This window comes from Paracidovorax konjaci, assembly GCF_900112675.1.
Classification (GTDB): Bacteria; Pseudomonadota; Gammaproteobacteria; order Burkholderiales; family Burkholderiaceae_C; genus Paracidovorax; species Paracidovorax konjaci.
Map to the genome: position 1 here is coordinate 387,113 of NZ_FOMQ01000003.1, position 20,375 is coordinate 407,487.

At 68.3% G+C, this 20,375-nt stretch carries 21 protein-coding genes; 18 read left to right on the plus strand and 3 right to left on the minus strand.

Going from position 1 to position 20,375, the window contains the following annotated elements; translation table 11 throughout:
* The gene (locus BM144_RS06210; RefSeq protein ID WP_092950416.1) at positions 1 to 633 is read right to left on the minus strand and encodes a response regulator; all 633 of its coding nucleotides are present in this window, start codon (positions 631 to 633) and stop codon (positions 1 to 3) included.
* Between the two features lie 130 nt (positions 634 to 763).
* Here BM144_RS06210 and BM144_RS06215 point away from each other — a divergent pair, with 130 nt between their 5' ends.
* From BM144_RS06215 to BM144_RS06225, 3 genes are read left to right on the plus strand one after another with little or no spacing between them, the layout of a single operon-like run.
* Positions 764 to 1,150, plus strand: coding sequence for a response regulator transcription factor (locus tag BM144_RS06215; protein ID WP_092950417.1), 387 nt, complete (start codon positions 764 to 766; stop codon positions 1,148 to 1,150).
* Positions 1,151 to 1,164: 14 nt separating this feature from the next.
* Complete coding sequence (locus tag BM144_RS06220; protein WP_092950418.1) at positions 1,165 to 1,980, plus strand: ABC transporter substrate-binding protein; 816 nt, start codon at positions 1,165 to 1,167, stop codon at positions 1,978 to 1,980.
* Complete coding sequence (locus tag BM144_RS06225) at positions 1,977 to 4,511, plus strand: sensor histidine kinase (protein WP_092950419.1); 2,535 nt, start codon at positions 1,977 to 1,979, stop codon at positions 4,509 to 4,511. The genes BM144_RS06220 and BM144_RS06225 overlap by 4 nt, the downstream gene beginning before the upstream one ends.
* A 22-nt stretch (positions 4,512 to 4,533) precedes the next feature.
* On the opposite strand, the gene BM144_RS06230 is transcribed toward BM144_RS06225, so the two are convergent.
* Complete coding sequence (locus BM144_RS06230) at positions 4,534 to 5,454, minus strand: aminotransferase class IV (protein ID WP_245783556.1); 921 nt, start codon at positions 5,452 to 5,454, stop codon at positions 4,534 to 4,536.
* Between the two features lie 155 nt (positions 5,455 to 5,609).
* Here BM144_RS06230 and BM144_RS06235 point away from each other — a divergent pair, with 155 nt between their 5' ends.
* The 12 genes from BM144_RS06235 to tolA all read left to right on the plus strand — a co-directional run bounded on the left by BM144_RS06235 (position 5,610) and on the right by tolA (position 14,755).
* Positions 5,610 to 5,891, plus strand: a complete 282-nt coding sequence (locus tag BM144_RS06235) for a DUF427 domain-containing protein (protein ID WP_092950421.1) — start codon at positions 5,610 to 5,612, stop codon at positions 5,889 to 5,891.
* A 58-nt stretch (positions 5,892 to 5,949) separates the two neighbouring features.
* Positions 5,950 to 6,213: a hypothetical protein gene (locus BM144_RS22640; RefSeq protein WP_139225653.1), complete on the plus strand. Its 264-nt coding sequence runs from the start codon at positions 5,950 to 5,952 to the stop codon at positions 6,211 to 6,213.
* 73 nt (positions 6,214 to 6,286) lie between these two features.
* Positions 6,287 to 6,586, plus strand: coding sequence for a 2Fe-2S iron-sulfur cluster-binding protein (locus BM144_RS06240; RefSeq protein ID WP_092950422.1), 300 nt, complete (start codon positions 6,287 to 6,289; stop codon positions 6,584 to 6,586).
* Between the two features lie 133 nt (positions 6,587 to 6,719).
* Entirely contained in the window at positions 6,720 to 8,459 is a 1,740-nt protein-coding gene (locus BM144_RS06245) for a T6SS phospholipase effector Tle1-like catalytic domain-containing protein (RefSeq protein WP_092950423.1), read from the plus strand.
* A 133-nt stretch (positions 8,460 to 8,592) separates the two neighbouring features.
* Positions 8,593 to 9,714 (plus strand): bifunctional 3,4-dihydroxy-2-butanone-4-phosphate synthase/GTP cyclohydrolase II, encoded by a 1,122-nt coding sequence (gene ribBA / locus BM144_RS06250; protein ID WP_092950424.1) that lies wholly within the window; start codon positions 8,593 to 8,595, stop codon positions 9,712 to 9,714.
* Positions 9,715 to 9,787: 73 nt separating this feature from the next.
* The gene (ribH, locus tag BM144_RS06255) at positions 9,788 to 10,252 is read left to right on the plus strand and encodes a 6,7-dimethyl-8-ribityllumazine synthase (protein ID WP_092950425.1); all 465 of its coding nucleotides are present in this window, start codon (positions 9,788 to 9,790) and stop codon (positions 10,250 to 10,252) included.
* Positions 10,249 to 10,824, plus strand: a complete 576-nt coding sequence (gene nusB, locus BM144_RS06260) for a transcription antitermination factor NusB (RefSeq protein WP_092950426.1) — start codon at positions 10,249 to 10,251, stop codon at positions 10,822 to 10,824. The genes ribH and nusB overlap by 4 nt, the downstream gene beginning before the upstream one ends.
* A 76-nt stretch (positions 10,825 to 10,900) precedes the next feature.
* Positions 10,901 to 12,085, plus strand: coding sequence for a pyridoxal phosphate-dependent aminotransferase (locus BM144_RS06265; RefSeq protein ID WP_092950427.1), 1,185 nt, complete (start codon positions 10,901 to 10,903; stop codon positions 12,083 to 12,085).
* A gap of 36 nt (positions 12,086 to 12,121) precedes the next feature.
* Positions 12,122 to 12,544, plus strand: a complete 423-nt coding sequence (gene ybgC / locus BM144_RS06270) for a tol-pal system-associated acyl-CoA thioesterase (protein WP_092950428.1) — start codon at positions 12,122 to 12,124, stop codon at positions 12,542 to 12,544.
* Positions 12,541 to 13,251, plus strand: coding sequence for a protein TolQ (gene tolQ / locus BM144_RS06275; RefSeq protein ID WP_092950429.1), 711 nt, complete (start codon positions 12,541 to 12,543; stop codon positions 13,249 to 13,251). The genes ybgC and tolQ overlap by 4 nt, the downstream gene beginning before the upstream one ends.
* 24 nt (positions 13,252 to 13,275) lie before the next feature.
* Entirely contained in the window at positions 13,276 to 13,701 is a 426-nt protein-coding gene (locus BM144_RS06280) for an ExbD/TolR family protein (RefSeq protein ID WP_092950430.1), read from the plus strand.
* 55 nt (positions 13,702 to 13,756) lie between these two features.
* Entirely contained in the window at positions 13,757 to 14,755 is a 999-nt protein-coding gene (tolA, locus tag BM144_RS06285; protein ID WP_092950431.1) for a cell envelope integrity protein TolA, read from the plus strand.
* A gap of 275 nt (positions 14,756 to 15,030) precedes the next feature.
* Here the strand turns inward: tolA and BM144_RS06290 are convergent, their stop codons facing one another.
* The gene (locus BM144_RS06290; RefSeq protein ID WP_092950432.1) at positions 15,031 to 16,368 is read right to left on the minus strand and encodes an MFS transporter; all 1,338 of its coding nucleotides are present in this window, start codon (positions 16,366 to 16,368) and stop codon (positions 15,031 to 15,033) included.
* A 275-nt stretch (positions 16,369 to 16,643) separates the two neighbouring features.
* Here BM144_RS06290 and cyoA point away from each other — a divergent pair, with 275 nt between their 5' ends.
* The 3 genes from cyoA to cyoC are packed head-to-tail and all read left to right on the plus strand — an operon-like array spanning position 16,644 to position 20,373.
* Positions 16,644 to 17,690 (plus strand): ubiquinol oxidase subunit II, encoded by a 1,047-nt coding sequence (gene cyoA / locus BM144_RS06295; RefSeq protein ID WP_092950433.1) that lies wholly within the window; start codon positions 16,644 to 16,646, stop codon positions 17,688 to 17,690.
* A 57-nt stretch (positions 17,691 to 17,747) separates the two neighbouring features.
* The gene (gene cyoB, locus BM144_RS06300) at positions 17,748 to 19,748 is read left to right on the plus strand and encodes a cytochrome o ubiquinol oxidase subunit I (RefSeq protein ID WP_092950434.1); all 2,001 of its coding nucleotides are present in this window, start codon (positions 17,748 to 17,750) and stop codon (positions 19,746 to 19,748) included.
* Positions 19,741 to 20,373 (plus strand): cytochrome o ubiquinol oxidase subunit III, encoded by a 633-nt coding sequence (gene cyoC, locus BM144_RS06305; RefSeq protein WP_092950435.1) that lies wholly within the window; start codon positions 19,741 to 19,743, stop codon positions 20,371 to 20,373. The genes cyoB and cyoC overlap by 8 nt, the downstream gene beginning before the upstream one ends.
* Positions 20,374 to 20,375: the final 2 nt, after the last annotated feature.

Sequence of the window (20,375 nt, forward strand, 5' to 3'; positions counted from 1 at the left end):
TCAGCCGCGGGCCGTGGCCGCGAGGCAGGCACGCAGGGCCTGGGGCAGGTGCGCCACCAGGGCCGGTTTCTGGATCACGGTGAGGCCCTGAAGCGCGAAGGCATAGGGTGCCCGCTCGGACTCTTCCAGCGACGTCACCACGATCAGCTGCACCCGGGCGAACTGGGGATGGGAGCGCAGGCTGGTGATGAGCGCCGCACCGTCCAGCCCCGGCAAAAGGATGTCCACGATGAGCACATCCGGGTCCAGCTTGCCGCACATCGCCAGGCCCGCGATGCCGTCGCTGGCGACATGCAGCGCCACGTCCGGAAACTGCTGGTCGAGCAGCAGGCGGATCAGGTTCTGGTAGTGGACGGAATCCTCGATCAGCAACACCTTGGGCCGGGAGGCTGCGCCCCGGGCCGGCGCCGGTCCCGAGCCCTGCCCCTGCGGCGGCGGAACGCCCACTTCGCGCGTCTGCAGCCACCGCTCCACCGACTCCCGCGAAATGCGCCGATGGCCGCCGGGCGTCTTCCACGCCTCCAGCTCGCCACGGTCCACCATGAGCTGGATGGAGCGCACGGCCATCCCTAGCAATTTGGCGGTTTCCAGGGTGGTGTAGTGGTCGCGCAGGGCGTCGTCGGAATTCGGCATAGCTGGCATTGTGCCGCGCGCGGAGGGTGGCGTCGGTGCATACCGTTCTGATCGGGCATGCGAAATGCTTGCAGATATTAAATCTACTAAATATGATCCGACTCATTCAATTTATTCAGCCTTCCGCGCCATGAAGACCGTACTCATCGTCGACGACCACGCGGAGATCCGGCGCCTCCTGCGAATGACCCTGGAGGGCGAGGATCTGGATTTGCACGAGGCCGACAGCGGCCCCGCCGCCTGGACCGCTGCGCAGGCGCAGCGCCCCGATGTGGTGCTGATGGACGTGATGATGCCCGGCGGGCTCGATGGCCTGGAAGTCTGCCGCCGCATCCGCGCCTGCCCCTCGCTGGCCCATACCCAGGTGGTGATGCTCAGCGCCCGCGACAGCACCCAGGACCGCGCCGCCGGCTTGCTGGCCGGCGCCTGCAGCTACATCGCCAAGCCCTTCAGCACGGCACAGATCGCGGAGACGGTGCGGCGCCTGGGTGCGTGCGCCCCCGCCCAGGGCCACTGATGCCGCGGGGTGGGATGTCCATCGCACGCCGGGGCTGGCGTGCCTGGCGCAGCGCGCTGCTGGCCACCGGCGCACTGGCGGCCTTCGTGCCGGGGCAGGCCGGTGCGGGCGCGGTATTCGACAGGGTGAAGGCCCGCGGCGAGATGCAGGTGTGCATCTGGCCCGGCTACCACGGCGTCTCCTACCGCCATCCGCGCACGCGGGAACTGAGCGGCATCGACATCGAGCTTTCGCGCCAGTTCGCGCAAGACCTGGGCGTGCGGATCGAGTACGTGGATTCGACCTTCGCCTCCGTCGCGCACGATCTGCTGGTACGGCGCTGCGACGTCGCCATGTTCGCCGTCGGCATGATGCAGCCGCGCATGCAGGAGGTGCGATTCAGCCAGCCCTACCTGCGCAGCGACATGTACGCCATCACCACCAAGATCAATCCGGTGGTGCAGCAGTGGTCGGACATCGACCGGCCCGGCGTGGCGGTGGCGGTGCAGAGCGGCACCCTCATGCAGACGGTGCTGGTCGAGCGCCTGAAGAACGCGACGGTGGTGCCGGTGCAGCTGCCCGAATCCCGCGAACGCGAATTGATTTCGGGCCGGGTCGATGTGTTCATGACCAATTACGCCTATGCACGCCGGCTGATGGAAAGCGCCGACTGGGCACGGCTGATCCAGCCACCCACCCCGTTCTTCGTGATCCCCGCGGCCTATGCGGTGCGCCCCGGCGATGCCGATTGGCTGGCGGAAGTGGATGCCTTCGTGGCGCGCATCAAGAGCGACGGCCGGCTGCAGGCTGCCGCGCAGCGCCACGGACTCGGACCGCTGGTGGTCCCATGACGGGCAGGGGGTTGCGCGTGGCGCCGGTGCGCCTGTTCTTCCGTGCGCTCGCGCATCGCCTCTCGCGACTGCCGGCCAGCACCCTGGTGCTGGTGGCGGGCCTGGCGGCTGCCGCCGGGGCGATCACGAGCGCCGTCGTGGTGAGCGTGGGCGACATGCGCAGCGCGATGGTCACCAGCCAGGGCCAGGCCCAATTGCTGGCACGGGTACTGGAAGACCAGACCACGCGCACCTTCGAGGCCGGCGAGGTGGTGCTCGCCACGCTCGGGCAGGCCCCGGCCGCCGTCCGCGGCGCGATCGACCGGCAGGCCACGGAAGACGCCATGCGGCAGGTGCTCACTGCCCTCCCCTTCATGCGCAGCGTCTCGCTCGTGAACCAGGCGGGCCTGGTGCTCGCAAGCACCGATGCGGCCTCCCTGGGTATCACGATCGACCGCGCCCGCCTCGGCCCGTGGCTGGAATCCGGGGGGCAGCACATCGGGCCGCTGCTGCCGGGGCGCGGCCTGGCCAGCCTGCGGACCGACGGCCCGGCCGCGCTCTCGCCGCCAGGCCTGTCGTTCGTTCCGATGCTGCACGGCTTCCGCGACGAGACCGGCAACCCGCTGCAGCTCGTCGCCCTGGTGAACCCGGATTCGCTCTCCAACTTCCAGTACCTCGCGCTCGAATCGCTGAGCTACGACGCGGTGATCGCCACCGACGGCGGGCAGGTGCTGGCCTCGTCGATCCCGCCCCGCGAGCTGCCCAGCCGCGACATCTCGGCACTGCCGGTGTTCGGCGGCCTGCTGCCGCAGCAGGAACATGGCAGCTATGTCGGCCAGGGCGTACTGGGGCCCGACCGGATCCTCGCGTTCCGCGCATCGCGCAGCAAGCCGCTGGTGGTGATCGTCGAAGAGCCCTACCGCGCCGCATTCCTGCGGTGGCTGGGCGAGTCCTACCCGTTCCTGGCGATGGAGCTGGCCCTGGTGCTGCTGGCGCTGGCACTCACCTGGATCGCCTGGCGCAGCCTGCGGGGCCGCGAGGCCTCGCGGCAGGCCATGGACGCCGCGCAGGACCGCATCGCACGCAGCGAGCGCGACCTGGCCCTGCTGCTGCGCAGCGTCCAGGAGCTGATCTTCCGCACCGACGAAAACGGCGTGGTCACCTATGTGAACGCGCGCTGGACCGCGCTGAGCGGCCAGCCGCCGGACGAGGCCATCGGATGCCGGCTGCAGGACCTCGTCGGCCCGGACAGCCGCGACGACGTGGCCGCGATGCTGGACCCGCGTTCGGGCGCCAACCTGCGCAACCGCCGCCTGCGGATGCGCGGCCCACAGGGCGACGAGCGCGTGCTCGACGTGGCCGCGGTGCCGCTGCGGGCGGCCGGGGATGGCGCCATCTGCGCCTTCGCGGGCAGCGCGGTAGACGTGACCGAGCGCGAAGGCGCACACCAGCGCCTGCGCGCGCAGCTCGCCTTCCAGAACCTGCTGCTGGAGACCAGCCCGCAGCCGATGATGCTCACCGACCGCGCGCACCGCGTGACCCTGGTCAACCGCGCCTGGGAGAACGCGATGGGCCGCCGCCGCGGCCACGTCGTCGGCCAGCGCCTGGATCTCTACCCACGACAACCCGCGGACGATGCCGCGCTGGCGGAAACCGGGGGCGGCATGGTACTGGAGCTGGACCTACCCTACGGCGATGGCTCGCGGCGCGCCACGCGCGTGCTCAAGGCCGCCGTGCACGGTGATCGCGGGGAGGTCACCGGCGTGTTGAGCATCCTGATGGACATCAGCGAATTCCGCGAGGCCGAGCGCGCCACGCGCGAGGCCCGCGATGCCGCCGAGGAGGCCTCGCGCACCCGCTCCGAATTCGTGGCCAACATGAGCCACGAGCTGCGCACGCCGCTGCAGGCCATCATCGGTTTTGCCGAACTGGGCGTGGGGCGCAGCCAGGACATGCGGCTGACCTCCATGTTCACCGACATCCTCGCGGCGGGCCGCCGCATGCTGGCGCTGGTCAACGATCTGCTCGACGTGGCCAAGATCGAAAGCGCCATCGGCACCATCCACCTCGAACGCACCGACCTGCGCGGGCACATCCGCGCGGTGGCGCGGGAACTGGGGCCGCTGATCGCCACGCGCTGGCAGGAACTGCGGATCGACTTGCCCGAGCGCCCGCTGGTGGCCAAGGTGGACCCGCTGCGCTTCCAGCAGGTGGTGCGCAACGTGCTGGCCAATGCCATCAAGTTCTCGCCCGAAGGCTCCTGCATCCACCTGCGCGCGCAGGTGGATGCGTTCGCCAGGATCCACATCGAAGTGCAGGACCAGGGCCCGGGCATCCCCCCGGCCGAACTCGAGCGCATCTTCGACGCGTTCGCGCAGTCCAGCCTCACGCAGGACGGTTCGGGGGGCACGGGGCTGGGCCTGGCCATCTGCCGCAAGATCGTGGACGCGCTGGAGGGCCGCATCCACGCGCGCAACGTGGAAGGCGGCGCGGTCTTCCACATCGAGCTGCCTGCGCGCGGGCCGGTGGAGACGGCGCCCGCGCCGCTATAAGGCCTACCGGCCGCCGTCTGCGTCAGGGCGCTGCCGGGCCGTAATCCACGGCCCGCGAGAGCCGCGCATCGGCATGCCAGGCCCAATACAGGTCCACGAGCCTGCGGGTGACAGGCCCCACGGCGCCGTCCGCCACCGGCTGGCCGTCGATGCGTGTGACGGGCAGCACGCCGCCGCCGGAGGTCGACAGGAACACCTCGCGCGCACCGCGCAGTTCGGCGGCCGGCAGGGCGCGCTCCGCGAGCGGCAGACCGAGCGAGTGCGCCATCTCGATCACCGTGCGCCGCGTGATGCCCTCCAGCATGCCGTGCGCGGGCGTCACGAGCGTGCCGTCCGCCGCCACGCAGAACACGTTGAATCCGGGCCCCTCGACCACATGGCCGGCGCCATCGGTGAGCACCACGGTATCGCTGCCCGCATCCAGCGCCCCCAGCAGGCCCATGGTGAGGTCGTTCCAGTGGTAGTTTTTCACGCGCGGGTCCACGCTGCCCGCGGGAATCCGCTGCACGCCGCTCACGGCAAGGTGCAGCCCGCGCTCGCGCTGCCCGGCATTGGCGATCCAGACATAGGGCACGGCGAAGGCATAGAACCGGTTCACCGCCTCGCGTGGATCGCGCGATCCCCAGCGCGGCTGCCCCCGCGTGGCGATCATCTCCACATAGGAATGCCGCAGCCCCGACAGGCGCACGCACTGCTCCAGAACGGCGGTGACGCCCTCCGGCGACAGGCCCGGATCGAGCCGCAGCCGTTCGCAGCTCGCGAAGAAGCGCTCCAGGTGCGCATCGAGGCGGAAGAACGCGCCCTCCCACACGGTCACCACGTCGTAGGTGGCATCGGAACGCAGGAAGCCCCAGTCGGTGATCGGAATGCTCGCCTCGGCGATGGGCAGATAGCGGCCCTGCACGAAAGCGGCGCCGTCGGAAAAGTCGGGTAAGGTGTTCATGCGGGGCATTTCAGCCCCACCGCCGCATCCGCGCAAGGGCTGCCGCGCCAGCCACCCCTCTCACCGGCCGGCGCTGCAGGCGCCCCCGCCGCGTCTGCAGCGCCCCGCCCTCCCGGGCAGCACCGCAACCGACATACACATCCACGGACATCCCCATGAAAGCCATCTGGAACGGCGTGGTCGTCGCCGAAAGCGACGACACGGTCCTCGTCGAGGGCAACCACTATTTTCCCGAAGCCGCGCTCAAGCAGGAACACTTCACCTTCAGCAACCACCGCACGAGCTGCCCCTGGAAGGGCCAGGCCACCTACCGGTCGCTGCTGGTGGCCGGAGAACTCAACCCGGACGCCGCCTGGACCTACGCCGACCCGCTGCCCGAGGCCGAAAACATCCGCGGGCGGTTCGCTTTCTGGAAAGGCGTCAAGGTCCAGCCTTGAGCCCGGCCGCGGGAGGTCCGGGCTGCCGCGGTTATCCCTGCGGGCACTGGACAATCATGTGGATAACTCCGGCAAGACACTGTACGGCCACCGCAAGTGCTTGATTCATATGGAGAAGCAACCCGATGCCTGTTTTTTGGGCAACCGCCGCGCTCCGGCCATGCGGTTATCCCGCCCCGCGCTGGACAACCATGTGGATAACCCGGGACAAGCGCTGTATGGCAGCGGCAAGTCGTTGATTCACAAGGATTTGTCTCCCGGTGCCTGCCAATTAAGCAGTGGACAGCCTGCCGGGCCGGCCGCAAATTTGCTACCAAATTAATAGCAAACTATTGAATGAATCCGGCGGCATGGACCGGTTTTCATCCCAATCACCCATCCCCGCAGCTTTGCCGATGACTTCTCCCCCTCCCGCCATTCCCTTTTTCGTCGCCAGGATCGGCGACGACGGCACCCAGTGCGACGCCTGGCCCGAGCAGACGCTGCTCCAGTCCATCGAACAGGGCGGCCTCGATTGGCCCAGTTCATGCCGCAACGGCACCTGCCGCACCTGCATCGGCGTGCTCGCCCACGGCACGGTGCGCTATGCCATCGAGTGGCCCGGGCTATCTTCCGAGGAAAAAGCCGAAGGCTGCGTCCTGCCGTGCGTGGCCTACCCCACGAGCGACCTGCAACTCGAAGCGCCCGCCATCTGACGCCCGCACGCCCCGGCGCCGGGCGGTGCCTCATCCGCGCAACGGTGCGATGCCGCCCCGGGTGCGCCACCCTTGCGGGCACCGGGGGGCGTTCGCCAGAATGGTCCATCCACCAAGAACGAGGGAGAGGACCATGATCGAACCCATCCACGCGGCGGCAGCGCCGCAGCGGATTTCCGGCGTGCGCGCGGCAGCCTCGCAGGAGGCGGCGGCCGGCGGCCTGGTGCCCACGCGCGACGAGGTGCTGCGGCAGTGCATCGAGGCGCAGGAGCGGTGGGCCGCGGCGCCGGGGCGCAACCTGGTGCTGCTCTTCGACGGCACGGGCAACATCCTGGGCAACGAGCAGGATACCAATGTCGTCAAGCTCCTGCGCATGCTGGACAAGGGCCCCGCCGCGGATGGCCAGGGCCCCGAGCAACTGGTCTACTACGACCCGGGCGTGGGCACGGCCAACGTGTTTCCCGCGGCCAACCCGGGCTCGGAACTGCGCGAGACCGCCGAACGGCTCGCCGGGCTGGCGCTGGGCAGCGGCGTGTTCCCCAACATCGCGGGCGCCTACGAGTTCCTCGTGCGGACCTACCGCGAGGGCGACCGCATCTACCTGCTGGGCTTTTCCCGCGGCGCCTTCACGGCGCGCGCGGTGGCCGGCATGGTCAACATGTACGGGCTCATCCATCCAGAGGGGCTGCCGTTGCTCGACAGCCTGGTGCGCACGTACTTCGCGCCGCCGCGCCGCAGGAACCGCGCAGGCACGCGGCAGCGCGAGGAGTTCGCGCGGGACGTGATCGACAACTTTTCCCTGGGCCGCACGCCGCTGGTGCATTTCGTCGGCGTGTGGGACACGGTGGAATCGATCGGCAGCGGTGCCCTCGGCGGCATCAAGATCACCAACTCCACCGACTTCGCACGCAAGCGCTTCGTGCACGTGCGCCACGCCATGTCGCTGTACGAATCGCGCAGACCCTACACCCCGCGCCGCTACACCGACCCGCAGTTCACCGCGCAGGAGCGGCCGCAGCGCAGCTTCGCGCAGCGGTGGTTCCGCGGCGTGCACAGCGACGTGGGCGGCTCCTACGCGCGCGACGGCCTCTCCCAGATCACCCTGCGCTGGATGGCCGAGGAAGCCTTCGCCCAGGGCCTGCGCCTGGACCGCAGCCAGTTGCGGCCCGGCGATCCGCTCACGGCCATGCACGACCAGGCCTACGACTGCCCGTACTGGGTCTGGGCCGGGCTCGACGCGCGCGAGCGCCACCCCAACGACACCATCGATGCGAGCGCGCTGCCGGTGGCGGCCGCCGTGCCGGCGGACCACGTGCCGCGCACCCAGCCCTGGCGCGCCCTCGGCTGGGTGCTGCCGGTGGTGGTGGCGGCGCTCTTCGTGGGCACCGCCCTGGCCGACCGCGGCGCCTGCGCGCTGGATGGCGCGCCCGCCTGGGTGCGCCTGCTGCCCTCGGCCCACCAGCTCACCGCCCACTGGCATGCCGAATGGGGCATCACCTGCGCGGCCAACGCCGTGCACCGCGCCATCGCCTGGGATTGGGCCTTGATCGCCGCCTATGCCGCGTGGATCGCCTATCCGCTGGCCTGGGCGCTGCGCCGGCTGGTCGCCGCGGCCGTGCCCCGCGGCAGGCGCCTGGGCTGGCTCGCGCGCTACGCGAACGCGTTCATGGCCCTGCTGCTGGTGTCGGACGTGGCCGAAAACCTCGCCACGCTGCGGACCGCCGAGCCCCTCTGGCCCACGGTGCTGTCGGCCGCCAGCGTCTCCAAGCTGGCCTGCCTGGCGCTGCTGGGCACGGTGCTGATCCAGGCCGCGCTGGCCCGCACGCCCCGCCCCGCAAGGGCTTCCGCTCCGGGCGACAGCCGACTGCACTAAAATCGCCGCCTTCGGAGCGTCCTGCGCTCCCACACCGCGCGGCGCGGCCGCCCTGGTCCGCCTCCCGCAGCCAGGGCGCCGCCCGGCGCGGGCACGCGGCACCCGCCCGCGGACCACCCGAAAGCCTGCCTCCATGAACACCCCCCTCTCCCCTGCGCCCATCTCGCCGGTCGAAGACATCGTGGCCGAGATGCGCGCCGGGCGCATCGTCATCCTCGTGGACGAGGAAGACCGCGAGAACGAAGGCGACCTGGTCCTGGCCGCCGACCACGTCACCCCCGAGGCCATCAATTTCATGGCCCGCTTCGGGCGGGGCCTCATCTGCCTGACCCTCACGCGCGAACGCTGCGAACTGCTGCGCCTGCCCCCCATGGTGCCCCGCAACGGTACCAAGATGGGCACGGCCTTCACGGCCTCCATCGAGGCGGCCGAGGGCGTGACCACCGGCATCTCCGCCGCCGACCGCGCACGCACCGTGCAGGCCGCAGTGGCCCCGGGCGCCCGGGCCGCCGACCTGGTGCAGCCCGGACACATCTTCCCCCTGCAGGCCGTGGATGGCGGCGTGCTCATGCGTGCGGGCCACACCGAAGCCGGCTGCGATCTCGCCGCCATGGCCGGCTGCAGCCCCTCCTCGGTCATCTGCGAGGTCATGAAGGACGACGGCACCATGGCCCGCCTGCCGGACCTGCAGCTCTTCGCGGCCGAGCACGGCCTGAAGATCGGCACCATCGCCGACCTGATCCACTACCGCAGCCGCCACGAATCGCTCGTGCACAAGGTGGGCACGCGCCCCCTGCAGACGGCCGCCGGTGAATTCATCGCCCATGCCTTCCGCGACGGCCCCAGCCAGTCCGTGCACCTCGCGCTGGTGCGCGGCACCTGGACCGAGGGCGACAGCGTGCCGGTGCGCGTGCACGAGCCGCTCTCGGTGCTGGACGCGCTGGAAGTGGGCCGCGACATGCACTCCTGGGGCCTGGATGCCAGCCTGCGCTACATCGCGCAGCAGGGCTGCGGCGTGGCCGTACTGCTCAATTGCGGCGAAAGCGCCGAGCAGTTGCTGACCCAGTTCGACGGCACGGCCCGTGCGGCGCACGCGCCCGAGCGCGGCCGCATGGACCTGCGCACCTACGGCGTGGGCGCGCAGATCCTGCGCGAGTGCGGCGTCACCCGCATGCAACTGATGGGGCAGCCGCGCCGCCTGCCGAGCATGACCGGCTACGGCCTCGAGATCACCGGATACATCCCCAAGGAATAACGGCCCGGGCCGACCCATGGACCGGCGCCTCCCGGAGATTTGAGGGGCAAGAAAGAACAAAAGGCATAGCAACATGTTTGGCGCAGACAAAGGAACCGCGGACACGCTCGACGGCAAGAAACTGCACATCGGCATCGTCCAGGCCCGCTTCAACGAAAGCATCACCGACGCGCTGGCCGCCGCCTGCCGCGAGGAACTGCTGGCCCTGGGCGTCCAGGAAAAGCACATCCGCCACGTGCGCGTGCCCGGCGCCCTCGAAGTGCCTCTGGCGCTGCAGGCCCTGGCCGAGCAGGACGAATACGACGCGCTGATCGCGCTGGGCTGCATCATCCGCGGCGAGACCTACCACTTCGAACTGGTGGCCAACGAATCCGGCGCCGGCGTGACGCGCGTGTCGCTCGACACCCAGACCCCGATCGCCAACGCGATCCTCACCACCGAGAACCTCGAGCAGGCCGTCGCGCGCCAGACCGAAAAGGGCCGCGACGCGGCCCGCGTGGCGGTGGAAATGGCCAACCTGCTGGAGGAACTCTCGTGAGCGACGATTTCTCCGCAACGCCACCCGGCGGCAACGCGAACGGCGGCAGCGGCAGCAAGCGCCCGCCGCGCCAGCCGCGCACCGGCACCACCTCCACCGGCGCACGCAAGGCCGCGTCCAAGTCCACGCGCAGCCGCTCGCGCGAATTCGCGCTGCAGGCGCTCTACCAGCACCTGGTGGGCCGCAACGACGCCACGGCGATCGACGTCTTTACGCGCGATCTCTCGGGCTTCCACAAGGCCGACGCGGCCCACTACGACGCACTGCTGCACGGCTGCATCGAGAACGCGGCATCGCTGGACGCGCTCATCGCGCCGCAGCTCGACCGCAAGATGGACGAGATCTCTCCGATCGAGCACGCGGTCATGTGGATCGGCGTGTACGAGTTCCAGCACTGCCTGGACGTGCCATGGCGTGTGGTCATCAACGAGTGCATCGAACTGGCCAAGGAATTCGGCGGCACCGACGGGCACAAGTATGTGAATGCCGTGCTCAACGGGCTGGCCCCCACGCTGCGCGCCACCGAAGTGGCGGCCGACCGCCCGGCAGGCAGCGCCGGCAAGCCGGCCTGAACCCTTTTCGCGCCGCACCGGCCGCTCCCCGCGGGCGCCGCCGGCCGCGCCCCGCCTCTCTGCGAAGCCCTCCTCCATGAAGTTCTCCTCGCGCGCCGAACGCATCGAACCCTTTTACGTGATGGAAATCGCCAAGGCGGCGCAGGCCCTGGCGCGCGACGTGGCGCACGGCCCGGAGCCGATGATCTTCCTCAACATCGGCGAGCCCGACTTCACCGCCCCGCCGCTGGTGCGCGAGGCCGCGGCACGCGCGGTGCGCGACGGCGCCACGCAGTACACCAACGCCCTGGGCCTGGACGCGCTGCGCGAACGCATCAGCGGCTGGTATGCGCAGCGCTTCGGTGCCGAGGTGCCCGCACGCCGCATCGTGGTCACGGCCGGTGCCTCGGGCGCCTTGCAGCTCGCCTGCCTGGCGCTGATCGAAGCCGGCGACGAGATCCTCATGCCGGACCCGAGCTACCCCTGCAACCGCCATTTCGTGAGCGCCGCGGAAGGCCGGGCGGTGCTGGTGCCCGCCACCGCCGAGGAGCGCTACCAGCTCAGCGCCGACAAGGTCGCCGCCCACTGGGGGCCCCGCACCCGGGGCGTGCTGCTGGCGTCGCCCTCCAACCCCACCGGCACGTCCATCGCGCCGGACGAGCTGCGCCGCATCCACGCCGCCGTGCAGTCGCGCGGCGGCGCCACGCTCATCGACGAGATCTACCTGGGCCTGTCGCACGAAGACGCCTTCGGCCAGACGGCCTTGGCCATCGACGAGAACGTCATCAGCATCAACAGCTTCAGCAAGTACTTCAACATGACCGGCTGGCGGCTGGGCTGGATGGTCGTGCCCGATGCCATGGTGCCGGTCGTCGAGCGGCTGGCGCAGAACCTCTTCATCTGCCCCAGCACCGTGGCGCAGCATGCGGCGCTGGCCTGCTTCGAGGCCGAAAGCATCGCCGAATACGAACGCCGCCGCGCCGAGTTCAAGGCACGGCGCGACTATTTCATCCCGGCGCTGGAGTCGCTCGGGCTGCAGGTGCCCGTGCGGCCCGACGGCGCCTTCTATGCCTGGGCCGATTGCACCGCCGCCGCGCAGCGCCTGGGCGTCGGCGGCAGTTGGGACTTCGCCTACGAGGTCATGCACCGCGCCCACCTCGCGATCACGCCGGGGCGTGACTTCGGCAGCCATGCGCCCGAGAACTTCGTGCGCTTTTCCACCGCGAACTCGATGCCGCAGCTCCAGGAAGCCGTGGCACGCCTCTCCCGCCTGCTGGGCTGATCCGCCCACGGCCCCGCACTCCAGCCCATCTGCCCCATGACCTTCGAATGGCCCGTGCGCATCTACTGGGAGGACACGGATGCCGGCGGCATCGTGTTTTATGCCAACTACCTGCGCTTCTTCGAACGTGCGCGCACCGAATGGCTGCGCTCCCTGGGCCTGGGGCAACAGCGCCTGCGGGAACTCACCGGCGGCATGTTTGTCGTAACGGACGCCCGCGTACGCTATGTGCGGCCCGCGCGCCTCGACGATGAACTGATTGTTACGGCCGTGCTGGAGGAAAGCGGACGGGCATCCATGACAATACGCCAGCAGGCGCTCCTGAAAACGGAGCACGTGCCAGAATCCACCCCCGAGCTTCTGTGCGAGGGCACCATCCGCATCGGATGGGTCGATGCCTCCACGCTGCGACCCGCCCGCATTCCCGGCCACCTTCTGGAACAACTCTCACCATCATGAATTCGCAAGACATGTCCATCCTGCATTTGGTGCTCAATGCCAGCTGGGTGGTGCAACTCGTCATGGCGCTGCTGATCGGCGTGTCCATCGCCAGCTGGGCCGCCATCTTCCGCAAGCTGTTCGCGCTCAAGCACGTGCGTTCGCTCAACGACGAATTCGAGCGCGAGTTCTGGTCGGGCACCAGCCTCAACGACCTGTACTCCAGTGCCGCGCAGAACGCCAAGAATGCTGGGCCCATGGAACGCATCTTCGCGAGCGGCATGCGCGAGTTCCACAAGCTGCGCGAGCGCCGCATCACCGATCCCGGCACACTGCTCGACGGCGCACGCCGCGCCATGCGCGCGAGCTTCCAGCGCGAGATGGACGTCGTGGAGTCGAGCCTCTCGTTCCTGGGTTCGGTCGCTTCCGTGAGCCCTTATGTCGGCCTGTTCGGCACCGTGTGGGGGATCATGCATGCCTTCACCGGCTTCGCAGGCATGGAGCAGGTCACCCTTGCCACGGTGGCGCCCGGCATCGCCGAAGCGCTGGTGGCCACGGCCATCGGCCTCTTTGCCGCCATTCCTGCCGTGGTGGCCTACAACCGCTTCGCGCGCGACATCGACCGCGTGGCCATCCACCAGGAAACCTTCATCGAAGAGTTCTCCAACATCCTGCAGCGCAACCTCGGCGCGCACCCCGCGCCGGCATCGTCGGCCTCGGGCCACTGATACGCACGCAGCAAGGAGCCTTCCATGCCCACCATGGCCTCGCGCGGCGGCAGCCGCCGCCGCTCAATGAACGAGATCAACATGGTCCCCTTCATCGACGTGATGCTGGTGCTGCTCATCATCTTCATGGTGACCGCCCCCATGCTCACCCCGAGCAGCATCGACGTGCCCACCGTCGGCAAGGGCGCCAAGCCGCCCAAGGCGTTCGGGCAGGTCATCGTGCAGAAGGACGGCAGCCTGCAGCTCAAGACCGGCGACCTCGAACGCCCGATCACGCTCAAGGAACTGGGCACCGCCGCCAAGGCCTGGCAGGCCACCCAGCCCGAAGGCACGCCGGTGCTGGTCACGGCCGACAAGGGCGTGACCTACGACAACGTGGTCAAGGCCATGGACACACTGCAGCGCGCGGGTGTGCAACGCGTGGGGCTCACCGTCAAATCCGGCGGCTGACCGCGCTCGACGCCGTACCCGCACACCGCCCCTGGAGCCGCCCCCGCCGACCGCGATGCACGCCACCAACGACCGAGACCAGTTCGCCCCCGAGCGTCCACCAGGACGCCTGCGCGCCGTCGCACTCGCCGTGCTGGTCCACGCAGCCCTCATCGGCGCCTTGACCTGGGGTGTGAACTGGAAGACCAGCGCAGACCAGCCCGCCGTGGAAGCCGAGATCTGGTCCGAACTGCCCCAGCAGGCGGCGCCCCGCGCCGTGGCGCCGCCTCCTCCGCCCGAGCCGGTGCCCACGCCCGCTCCGCCGCCCCCGGCTCCCGCACCTCCACCGCCACCTCCGCCGCCTCCGAAGGCCGATCCCCAGCCGCGCGAGGCGGACATCGCCATCGAACGCGAGAAAAAGCGCGCCGAACAGGAAAAGAAGGAGCGCCAGCTCCAGGCCGAACGCGACAAGCGTGAGCGCGAGCGCAAGGAACAGGCCGAGCAGGAGCGCAAGGAGCGCCAGCAAAAGGACAGGGAACAGCGCGAGAAGGAACAGCAACGCGAGAAAGACCGCCGCGAGCAGCAGGAAAAACTGGAAAAGCAGCAGGCGGAAAAGGACCGGCAGGAACAAGCCCAGAAGAAGCAGGCGGAAGACAAGCGCAAGGCCGAGGAGAAGCGCAAGGCCGAAGCAGCGGACGCCAAGCGCGCAGAGGCCTTGCGGCAGGAGAACATCCGCCGCATGCAGGGCCTTGCCGGGGCCACGGGCGGGGAAACGGCCACGGGCAATGCCCAGCGCAGCTCCGGCCCGTCGGGCAGCTATGGCGGCAAGGTCGCGGCCAAGGTGCGACCGAACATCGTGTATCCGGATGCCATCTCGGACAATGCGCGCACCGAAGTGGAAGTACGGGCCGCGCCCGACGGCACCATCGTCGGCACGCGCATCACCAAGTCCAGCGGCAACAAGGCCTGGGACGACGCGGTACTGAAGGCGCTGGAGAAAACCGAAACCCTGCCCCGCGACGTGGACGGGCGCGTGCCATCGTCGCTGGTGATCGGCTTCCGGCCCAGGGATTGATGGCGTGCGATAGGCCGGGCTGCTGGCGTGTGCCACGGCCCGCCCGTTGCGGCGCTGTCGGCGGTGGTGCCGATAACTCCGCCAGGATCAGGGTTCGGGAGCGCCGACAATGCACCCGCGCCCGTGCCTGATTTGCGGCCAGAGACCGCGGTGCGTACGGCGGGCACCGTGGCCTTGCCGACCTGCCCTCCAATGCAATGCAAAAGGCCACGTTTTCACGTGGCCTTTTGCATTATTCAACCAAGGTGAGCGCCACCGCATGTGGCGCGATCCATTCATTCATCGGCGCGCTGGCGCTCGATCATGCGGTTGATGCGCAGGGCGCCCAAGGTGCAGACCACACCCGAGAGCAGGTAGATGCACACGGCCACCAGCCCGAAGCGGGCCGACAGCCCCAGAGCCACCAGCGGCGCGAAGGCGGCACCCACCAGCCATGCCAGATCGGTCGACAGCGCGGCCCCGGTGTAGCGATAGCGCGGCGAGAAATTGGCCGTGACCGTGCCCGAGGCCTGGCCGTACGACAAGCCCAGCAGAACGAAGCCCACCAGGATGAAGATGTTGTTGCCCACCGTGCCGCTGCTGAGCAACCAGGGCGTCACGAGGCTGAACACGCCGATCAGGCATGCCATGGTGCCGAGCGTGTTGCGCCGGCCCACCCGGTCGGCCAGGCGGCCGGATACCACGATGGCGACCGCCGCACAGAAGGCGCCCGCGATCTGTACACCCAGCACGTGGATGATGGACTGCTCGGAATACATCGAGATCCACGACAGCGGGAACACCGTCACCACATGGAAGAGCGCGAAGCTGGCCAGCGCGGCGAACGCGCCCAGCACCACGTTGCGGCCTTCGTTGCGCATCAGGCGCACGGCGCCCACCGGCTCCAGTTCACGCTGCTGCAGCAGCTCGGTGTACGACTGCCCCACGATGAGACGGAGCCGGGCGAACAGGGCCACGACGTTGATGGCGAACGCCACGAAGAACGGGTAGCGCCAGCCCCAGTCGAGGAACTCGCGCACCGTGAGGTTGCTGTAGAGGTAGGCGAACAGGCTCGCGGCCAGCGCGAACCCGACCGGGGCGCCCAGCTGGCCGATCATCGCGTACCAGCCCCGGCGCTCGCGCGGGGCCGACATCGCCAGCAGGGATGGAAGGCCATCCCACGACCCCCCCAGGGCCAGCCCCTGCCCCAGCCGCAGCACGATCAGGGCAGCGATGGCCAAGTTGCCGGCGCTGTCGTAGCTCGGCAGGAACGCCATACCCGCCGTGGAGCCCCCCAGCAGGAAGAGCGACAGCGTCAGCTTGGTACCCCGGCCCCACCGGCGCTGCACGGCCATCGAAATGGCGGTGCCGATCGGGCGGGCGACGAACGCCACCGCGAAGATGGCGAAGGCCATCAGGGTGCCATCCAGCCGGGACAGGAAAGGGAACAGGAAAGACGGGAACACCAGCACGCAGGCGATCCCGAAGACGAAGAAGTCGAAATACTCGGATGACCGGCCGATGATCACGCCCACGGCGATTTCGCTCGGGGTGGCCTCTTCATGGGTGTCCGCATGGGACAGCGATTCCTCGTGATGGAAACTCCCGGAGGGATAGGTGGCGGAACCTGCCATATGAACACTCCTCGATGCATGCTGAACACGACCCAGTTCTACACCCCGTGCATGGCACCGGCAAGGCGACTTTCCCCCTAGAGAGGGTCGGATAAACCCTTACACGGCCACGGGTTTTGCGCTCATCGGCCTGCAGCCCGCGCCAGCACGTGCGGCATGCCCTCGCTTTGACCTTGGACAAAATGTCCAATCGACATGGCGCTCGCAGGTATTACATTTGGCCGGTTCTGTAATCCGCGTTTATCCCTAAACGCGCTTCTGTTACGCCCCCAAGCATGCTGAAAATCAAGAAACTCCGCGGGCCCGCGTGGCTCGGTGCGGCTGCCTTGGCAGCCAGTCTGACTGGCTGCAGCAAGGCCGTCGTCCTCAATCCGGCAGGAGACGTCGCTGCGCAGCAAGGCCAGTTGGTCGTCACCGCCACGCTGCTGATGCTGATCATCATCGTTCCGGTGATCCTGCTCACGTTCTTCTTCGCCTGGAAATACCGCCAGTCGAACACCGAGGCCGAATACGACCCCGACTGGCACCACTCCACCACGCTGGAGCTGGTGATCTGGACCGTGCCGCTGATGATCATCATCGCGCTGGGCGCCCTGACCTGGATCAGCACCCACAAGCTGGACCCCTACCGCCCGCTGGACCGCATCGACGCCAGCCGCCCGCTGCCCGCCAGCGTGAAGCCGCTGGAAATCCAGGTGGTGGCGATGGACTGGAAGTGGGCCTTCTTCTACCCGGAACAAGGCATCGCGACGGTGAACGAGGTGGCCGCCCCGGTGGACCGCCCCATCGTCTTCAAGCTCACGTCCACCTCCACGATGAACGCGTTCTACGTGCCCGACCTCGCCGGCATGATCTACACCATGCCCGGCATGCAGACCGAGCTGAACGCCATCATCAACAAGGCCGGCGTGTTCCACGGCTTCTCGTCGCACTACAGCGGTCCGGGCTTCTCGGGCATGACCTTCAAGTTCCACGGCCTGAGCGACGCCGACTTCGACAAGTGGCTCGCCGACGTGAAGGGCTCCGGCAAGGCTCTGGACAGCAAGACCTACCTCGCACTCGCCAAGCCCAGCGAGCGCCACCCCGTGGAGCGCTTCGCGTCCGTGGAGGACGGCCTCTACGACAAGGTGCTGAACCGCTGCGTGGAAGACGGCAAGATGTGCATGCACCACATGATGGCCATCGACGCCAACGGCGGCGAAGCCTATGCCCGGGCGAACGGCCTGAATCTGCCCCAGGACGTCTGCACGGCCGAGAACTCGGCCCGCGTGATCGCCTCCCTGGAAACGCGCGACGCACCCCGCGCCACCACCCCGCAATGACCCTGTCGGGCCGCACGCGCGCATAGCGGCGGCGGCCCCTTTCCGAAGAGACTCGATATGTCCGAACCAACTTCTGCGTCTCACTGGGCCCTGGGACGGCTCACCTGGGATTCCGTACCGATGGCGCACGAGCCCATCGTGCTGTGGACCTTCATCGCCGTGGCACTGGGCGGCATCGCCGTGATGGCCGCCATCGCGCGTTTCCGCCTGTTCGGCCCGCTGTGGCGCGACTGGATCTGCAGCATCGACCACAAGAAGATCGGGATCATGTACATGATCCTGGGCCTGGTCATGCTGCTGCGCGGCTTCGCCGACGCCGTCATGATGCGCCTGCAGCAGGCCGTCGCCTTCGGCGACAACGTCGGCTACCTCCCGCCGCACCACTACGACCAGATCTTCACGGCCCACGGCGTGATCATGATCTTCTTCGTGGCGATGCCGCTGGTCACGGGCCTCATGAACTACCTCGTGCCGCTGCAGATCGGTGCGCGCGACGTGTCGTTCCCGTTCCTGAACAACTTCAGCTTCTGGATGACCACCGCCGGGGCCATCCTCGTGATGGTGTCGCTGTTCCTGGGCGAGTTCTCCACGTCCGGCTGGCTGGCGCTCTCCAACCTGGGGGCGCAGAACCCGGGGGTGGGGCTGGATTACTACATCTGGGCACTGCAGATCGCGGGGGTCGGGACGACGCTGTCGGGCATCAACCTGATCGTCACCATCATCAAGATGCGCGCACCCGGCATGAACCTGATGAAGATGCCGATCTTCACCTGGACCTCGCTGTGCACCAACGCGCTGATCGTGGCGTCGTTCCCCGTGCTGACGGCTGCGCTGGTCCTGATGTCGCTCGACCGCTATGCCGGCACCAACTTCTTCACGAACGACCTGGGCGGCAACCCCATGCTGTACGTGAACCTGATCTGGATCTGGGGCCACCCCGAGGTCTACATCCTGGTGCTGCCCGCCTTCGGCATCTTCTCCGAAGTCGTGGCCACGTTCTGCCGCAAGCGCCTGTTCGGCTACACCTCCATGGTGTACGCCACGGTGGTGATCACCATCCTGTCGTACCTCGTGTGGCTGCACCACTTCTTCACGATGGGCTCCGGCGCGAGCGTGAACACCTTCTTCGGCATCACGACGATGATCATCTCGATCCCGACGGGCGCGAAGATCTTCAACTGGCTGTTCACCATGTACAAGGGCCGCATCCGCTTCGAGCTGCCCATGATGTGGACGGTGGCGTTCATGGTCACGTTCGCCATCGGCGGCATGACCGGCGTGCTGCTGGCCGTGCCCCCGGCCGACTTCGTGCTGCACAACAGCCTGTTCCTGATCGCCCACTTCCACAACGTGATCATCGGCGGCGTGCTGTTCGGCCTGTTCGCCGGCATCAACTACTGGTATCCCAAGGCGTTCGGCTACAAGCTCGACCGCACCTGGGGCCTGCGTTCCTTCTGGCTGTGGGTCATCGGCTTCTGGGTCGCCTTCGCACCGCTGTACGTGCTGGGCCTGCTGGGCGTGACGCGCCGCGTGAACCACTTCGAAGACCCGTCCCTGCAGATCTGGTTCGTGATCGCCGCCATCGGCGCGGGCATCATCGCCCTGGGCATCGCCTGCTTCCTGATCCAGATCGCCGTGAGCTATCTCAAGCGCGACCAGCTGCGCGACTTCACGGGCGACCCATGGGATGCGCGCACCCTGGAATGGGCCACCTCTTCGCCCCCGCCCCAGTACAACTTCGCGTTCACGCCCGTCGTGCACGAGATCGACGCCTGGTGGGACATGAAGAAGCACGGCTACCAGCGTCCGCTGACGGGCTTCAAGCCCATCCACATGCCGTCCAACACCGGCGCGGGCGCAGTGATCTCCGCCTTCTCCCTGGTCCTGGGCTTCGCGCTGATCTGGCACATGTGGCTGCTCGCGGGAGTGTCGTTCGCCGGCATCGTGCTGGCCGCGATCATCCACACGTTCAACTACAAGCGCGACTTCTACATTCCGGCCGATGAAGTCATCAAGACCGAAGAAGCCCGCACACTCTATATCGCACGCCATGTCTGAGATCCGTTACCAAGCAGGCGCCGCGGGCGCCCTGGCCGCCCGCGATTTCCACCTCGCCGAGGAGCCCCATCCAGAGAACGGCACCGCGCTGGGCTTCTGGCTCTACCTGATGAGCGACTGCCTCATCTTCGCGGCCCTCTTCGCCACCTACGGTGTGCTGGGCCGCAGCTATGCGGCCGGCCCCACGGGCGCGCAGCTGTTCGACCTGACGCTGGTGGCGATCAACACCGCCTTCCTGCTGCTGTCGTCGATCACCTTCGGCTTTGCCATGCTGCAGAAGCAAAAGGGCAATGTGCGCGGCACGCTGGTGTGGCTGGCGGTCACGGGTCTCTTCGGCCTGTGCTTCCTCGGCCTGGAACTCTATGAGTTCTCGCACCTGCTGCACGAAGGCGCCGGCCCGCAGCGCAGCGCCTTCCTGTCCGCTTTCTTCACGCTGGTGGGCACCCACGGCCTGCACGTCACCTTCGGCCTGATCTGGCTGGTGGTGCTGATGATCCAGATCGGCAAGCACGGCCTGATCCCCGAGAACAACCGCCGCCTGATGTGCCTGTCGATGTTCTGGCACTTTTTGGACGTGGTCTGGATCGGCGTCTTCACCTTTGTGTACCTGATGGGAGTGCTGTAAAC

What these genes read in the sequence shown, in the direction of transcription:
- BM144_RS06240 (WP_092950422.1), top strand. Translation starts at nt 6,287, where the DNA reads ATGACTTCTCCCCCTCCCGCCATTCCCTTTTTCGTCGCCAGGATCGGC.
- BM144_RS06290 (WP_092950432.1), bottom strand. Translation starts at nt 16,368, where the DNA reads ATGGCAGGTTCCGCCACCTATCCCTCCGGGAGTTTCCATCACGAGGAA.
- BM144_RS06225 (WP_092950419.1), top strand. Translation starts at nt 1,977, where the DNA reads ATGACGGGCAGGGGGTTGCGCGTGGCGCCGGTGCGCCTGTTCTTCCGT.
- BM144_RS06280 (WP_092950430.1), top strand. Translation starts at nt 13,276, where the DNA reads ATGCCCACCATGGCCTCGCGCGGCGGCAGCCGCCGCCGCTCAATGAAC.
- BM144_RS06215 (WP_092950417.1), top strand. Translation starts at nt 764, where the DNA reads ATGAAGACCGTACTCATCGTCGACGACCACGCGGAGATCCGGCGCCTC.
- BM144_RS06230 (WP_245783556.1), bottom strand. Translation starts at nt 5,454, where the DNA reads ATGAACACCTTACCCGACTTTTCCGACGGCGCCGCTTTCGTGCAGGGC.
- BM144_RS06220 (WP_092950418.1), top strand. Translation starts at nt 1,165, where the DNA reads ATGTCCATCGCACGCCGGGGCTGGCGTGCCTGGCGCAGCGCGCTGCTG.
- cyoB (WP_092950434.1), top strand. Translation starts at nt 17,748, where the DNA reads ATGTCCGAACCAACTTCTGCGTCTCACTGGGCCCTGGGACGGCTCACC.
- BM144_RS06235 (WP_092950421.1), top strand. Translation starts at nt 5,610, where the DNA reads ATGAAAGCCATCTGGAACGGCGTGGTCGTCGCCGAAAGCGACGACACG.
- ribH (WP_092950425.1), top strand. Translation starts at nt 9,788, where the DNA reads ATGTTTGGCGCAGACAAAGGAACCGCGGACACGCTCGACGGCAAGAAA.
- cyoA (WP_092950433.1), top strand. Translation starts at nt 16,644, where the DNA reads ATGCTGAAAATCAAGAAACTCCGCGGGCCCGCGTGGCTCGGTGCGGCT.
- ribBA (WP_092950424.1), top strand. Translation starts at nt 8,593, where the DNA reads ATGAACACCCCCCTCTCCCCTGCGCCCATCTCGCCGGTCGAAGACATC.
- tolQ (WP_092950429.1), top strand. Translation starts at nt 12,541, where the DNA reads ATGAATTCGCAAGACATGTCCATCCTGCATTTGGTGCTCAATGCCAGC.
- ybgC (WP_092950428.1), top strand. Translation starts at nt 12,122, where the DNA reads ATGACCTTCGAATGGCCCGTGCGCATCTACTGGGAGGACACGGATGCC.
- BM144_RS06210 (WP_092950416.1), bottom strand. Translation starts at nt 633, where the DNA reads ATGCCGAATTCCGACGACGCCCTGCGCGACCACTACACCACCCTGGAA.
- tolA (WP_092950431.1), top strand. Translation starts at nt 13,757, where the DNA reads ATGCACGCCACCAACGACCGAGACCAGTTCGCCCCCGAGCGTCCACCA.
- BM144_RS06245 (WP_092950423.1), top strand. Translation starts at nt 6,720, where the DNA reads ATGATCGAACCCATCCACGCGGCGGCAGCGCCGCAGCGGATTTCCGGC.
- cyoC (WP_092950435.1), top strand. Translation starts at nt 19,741, where the DNA reads ATGTCTGAGATCCGTTACCAAGCAGGCGCCGCGGGCGCCCTGGCCGCC.
- BM144_RS06265 (WP_092950427.1), top strand. Translation starts at nt 10,901, where the DNA reads ATGAAGTTCTCCTCGCGCGCCGAACGCATCGAACCCTTTTACGTGATG.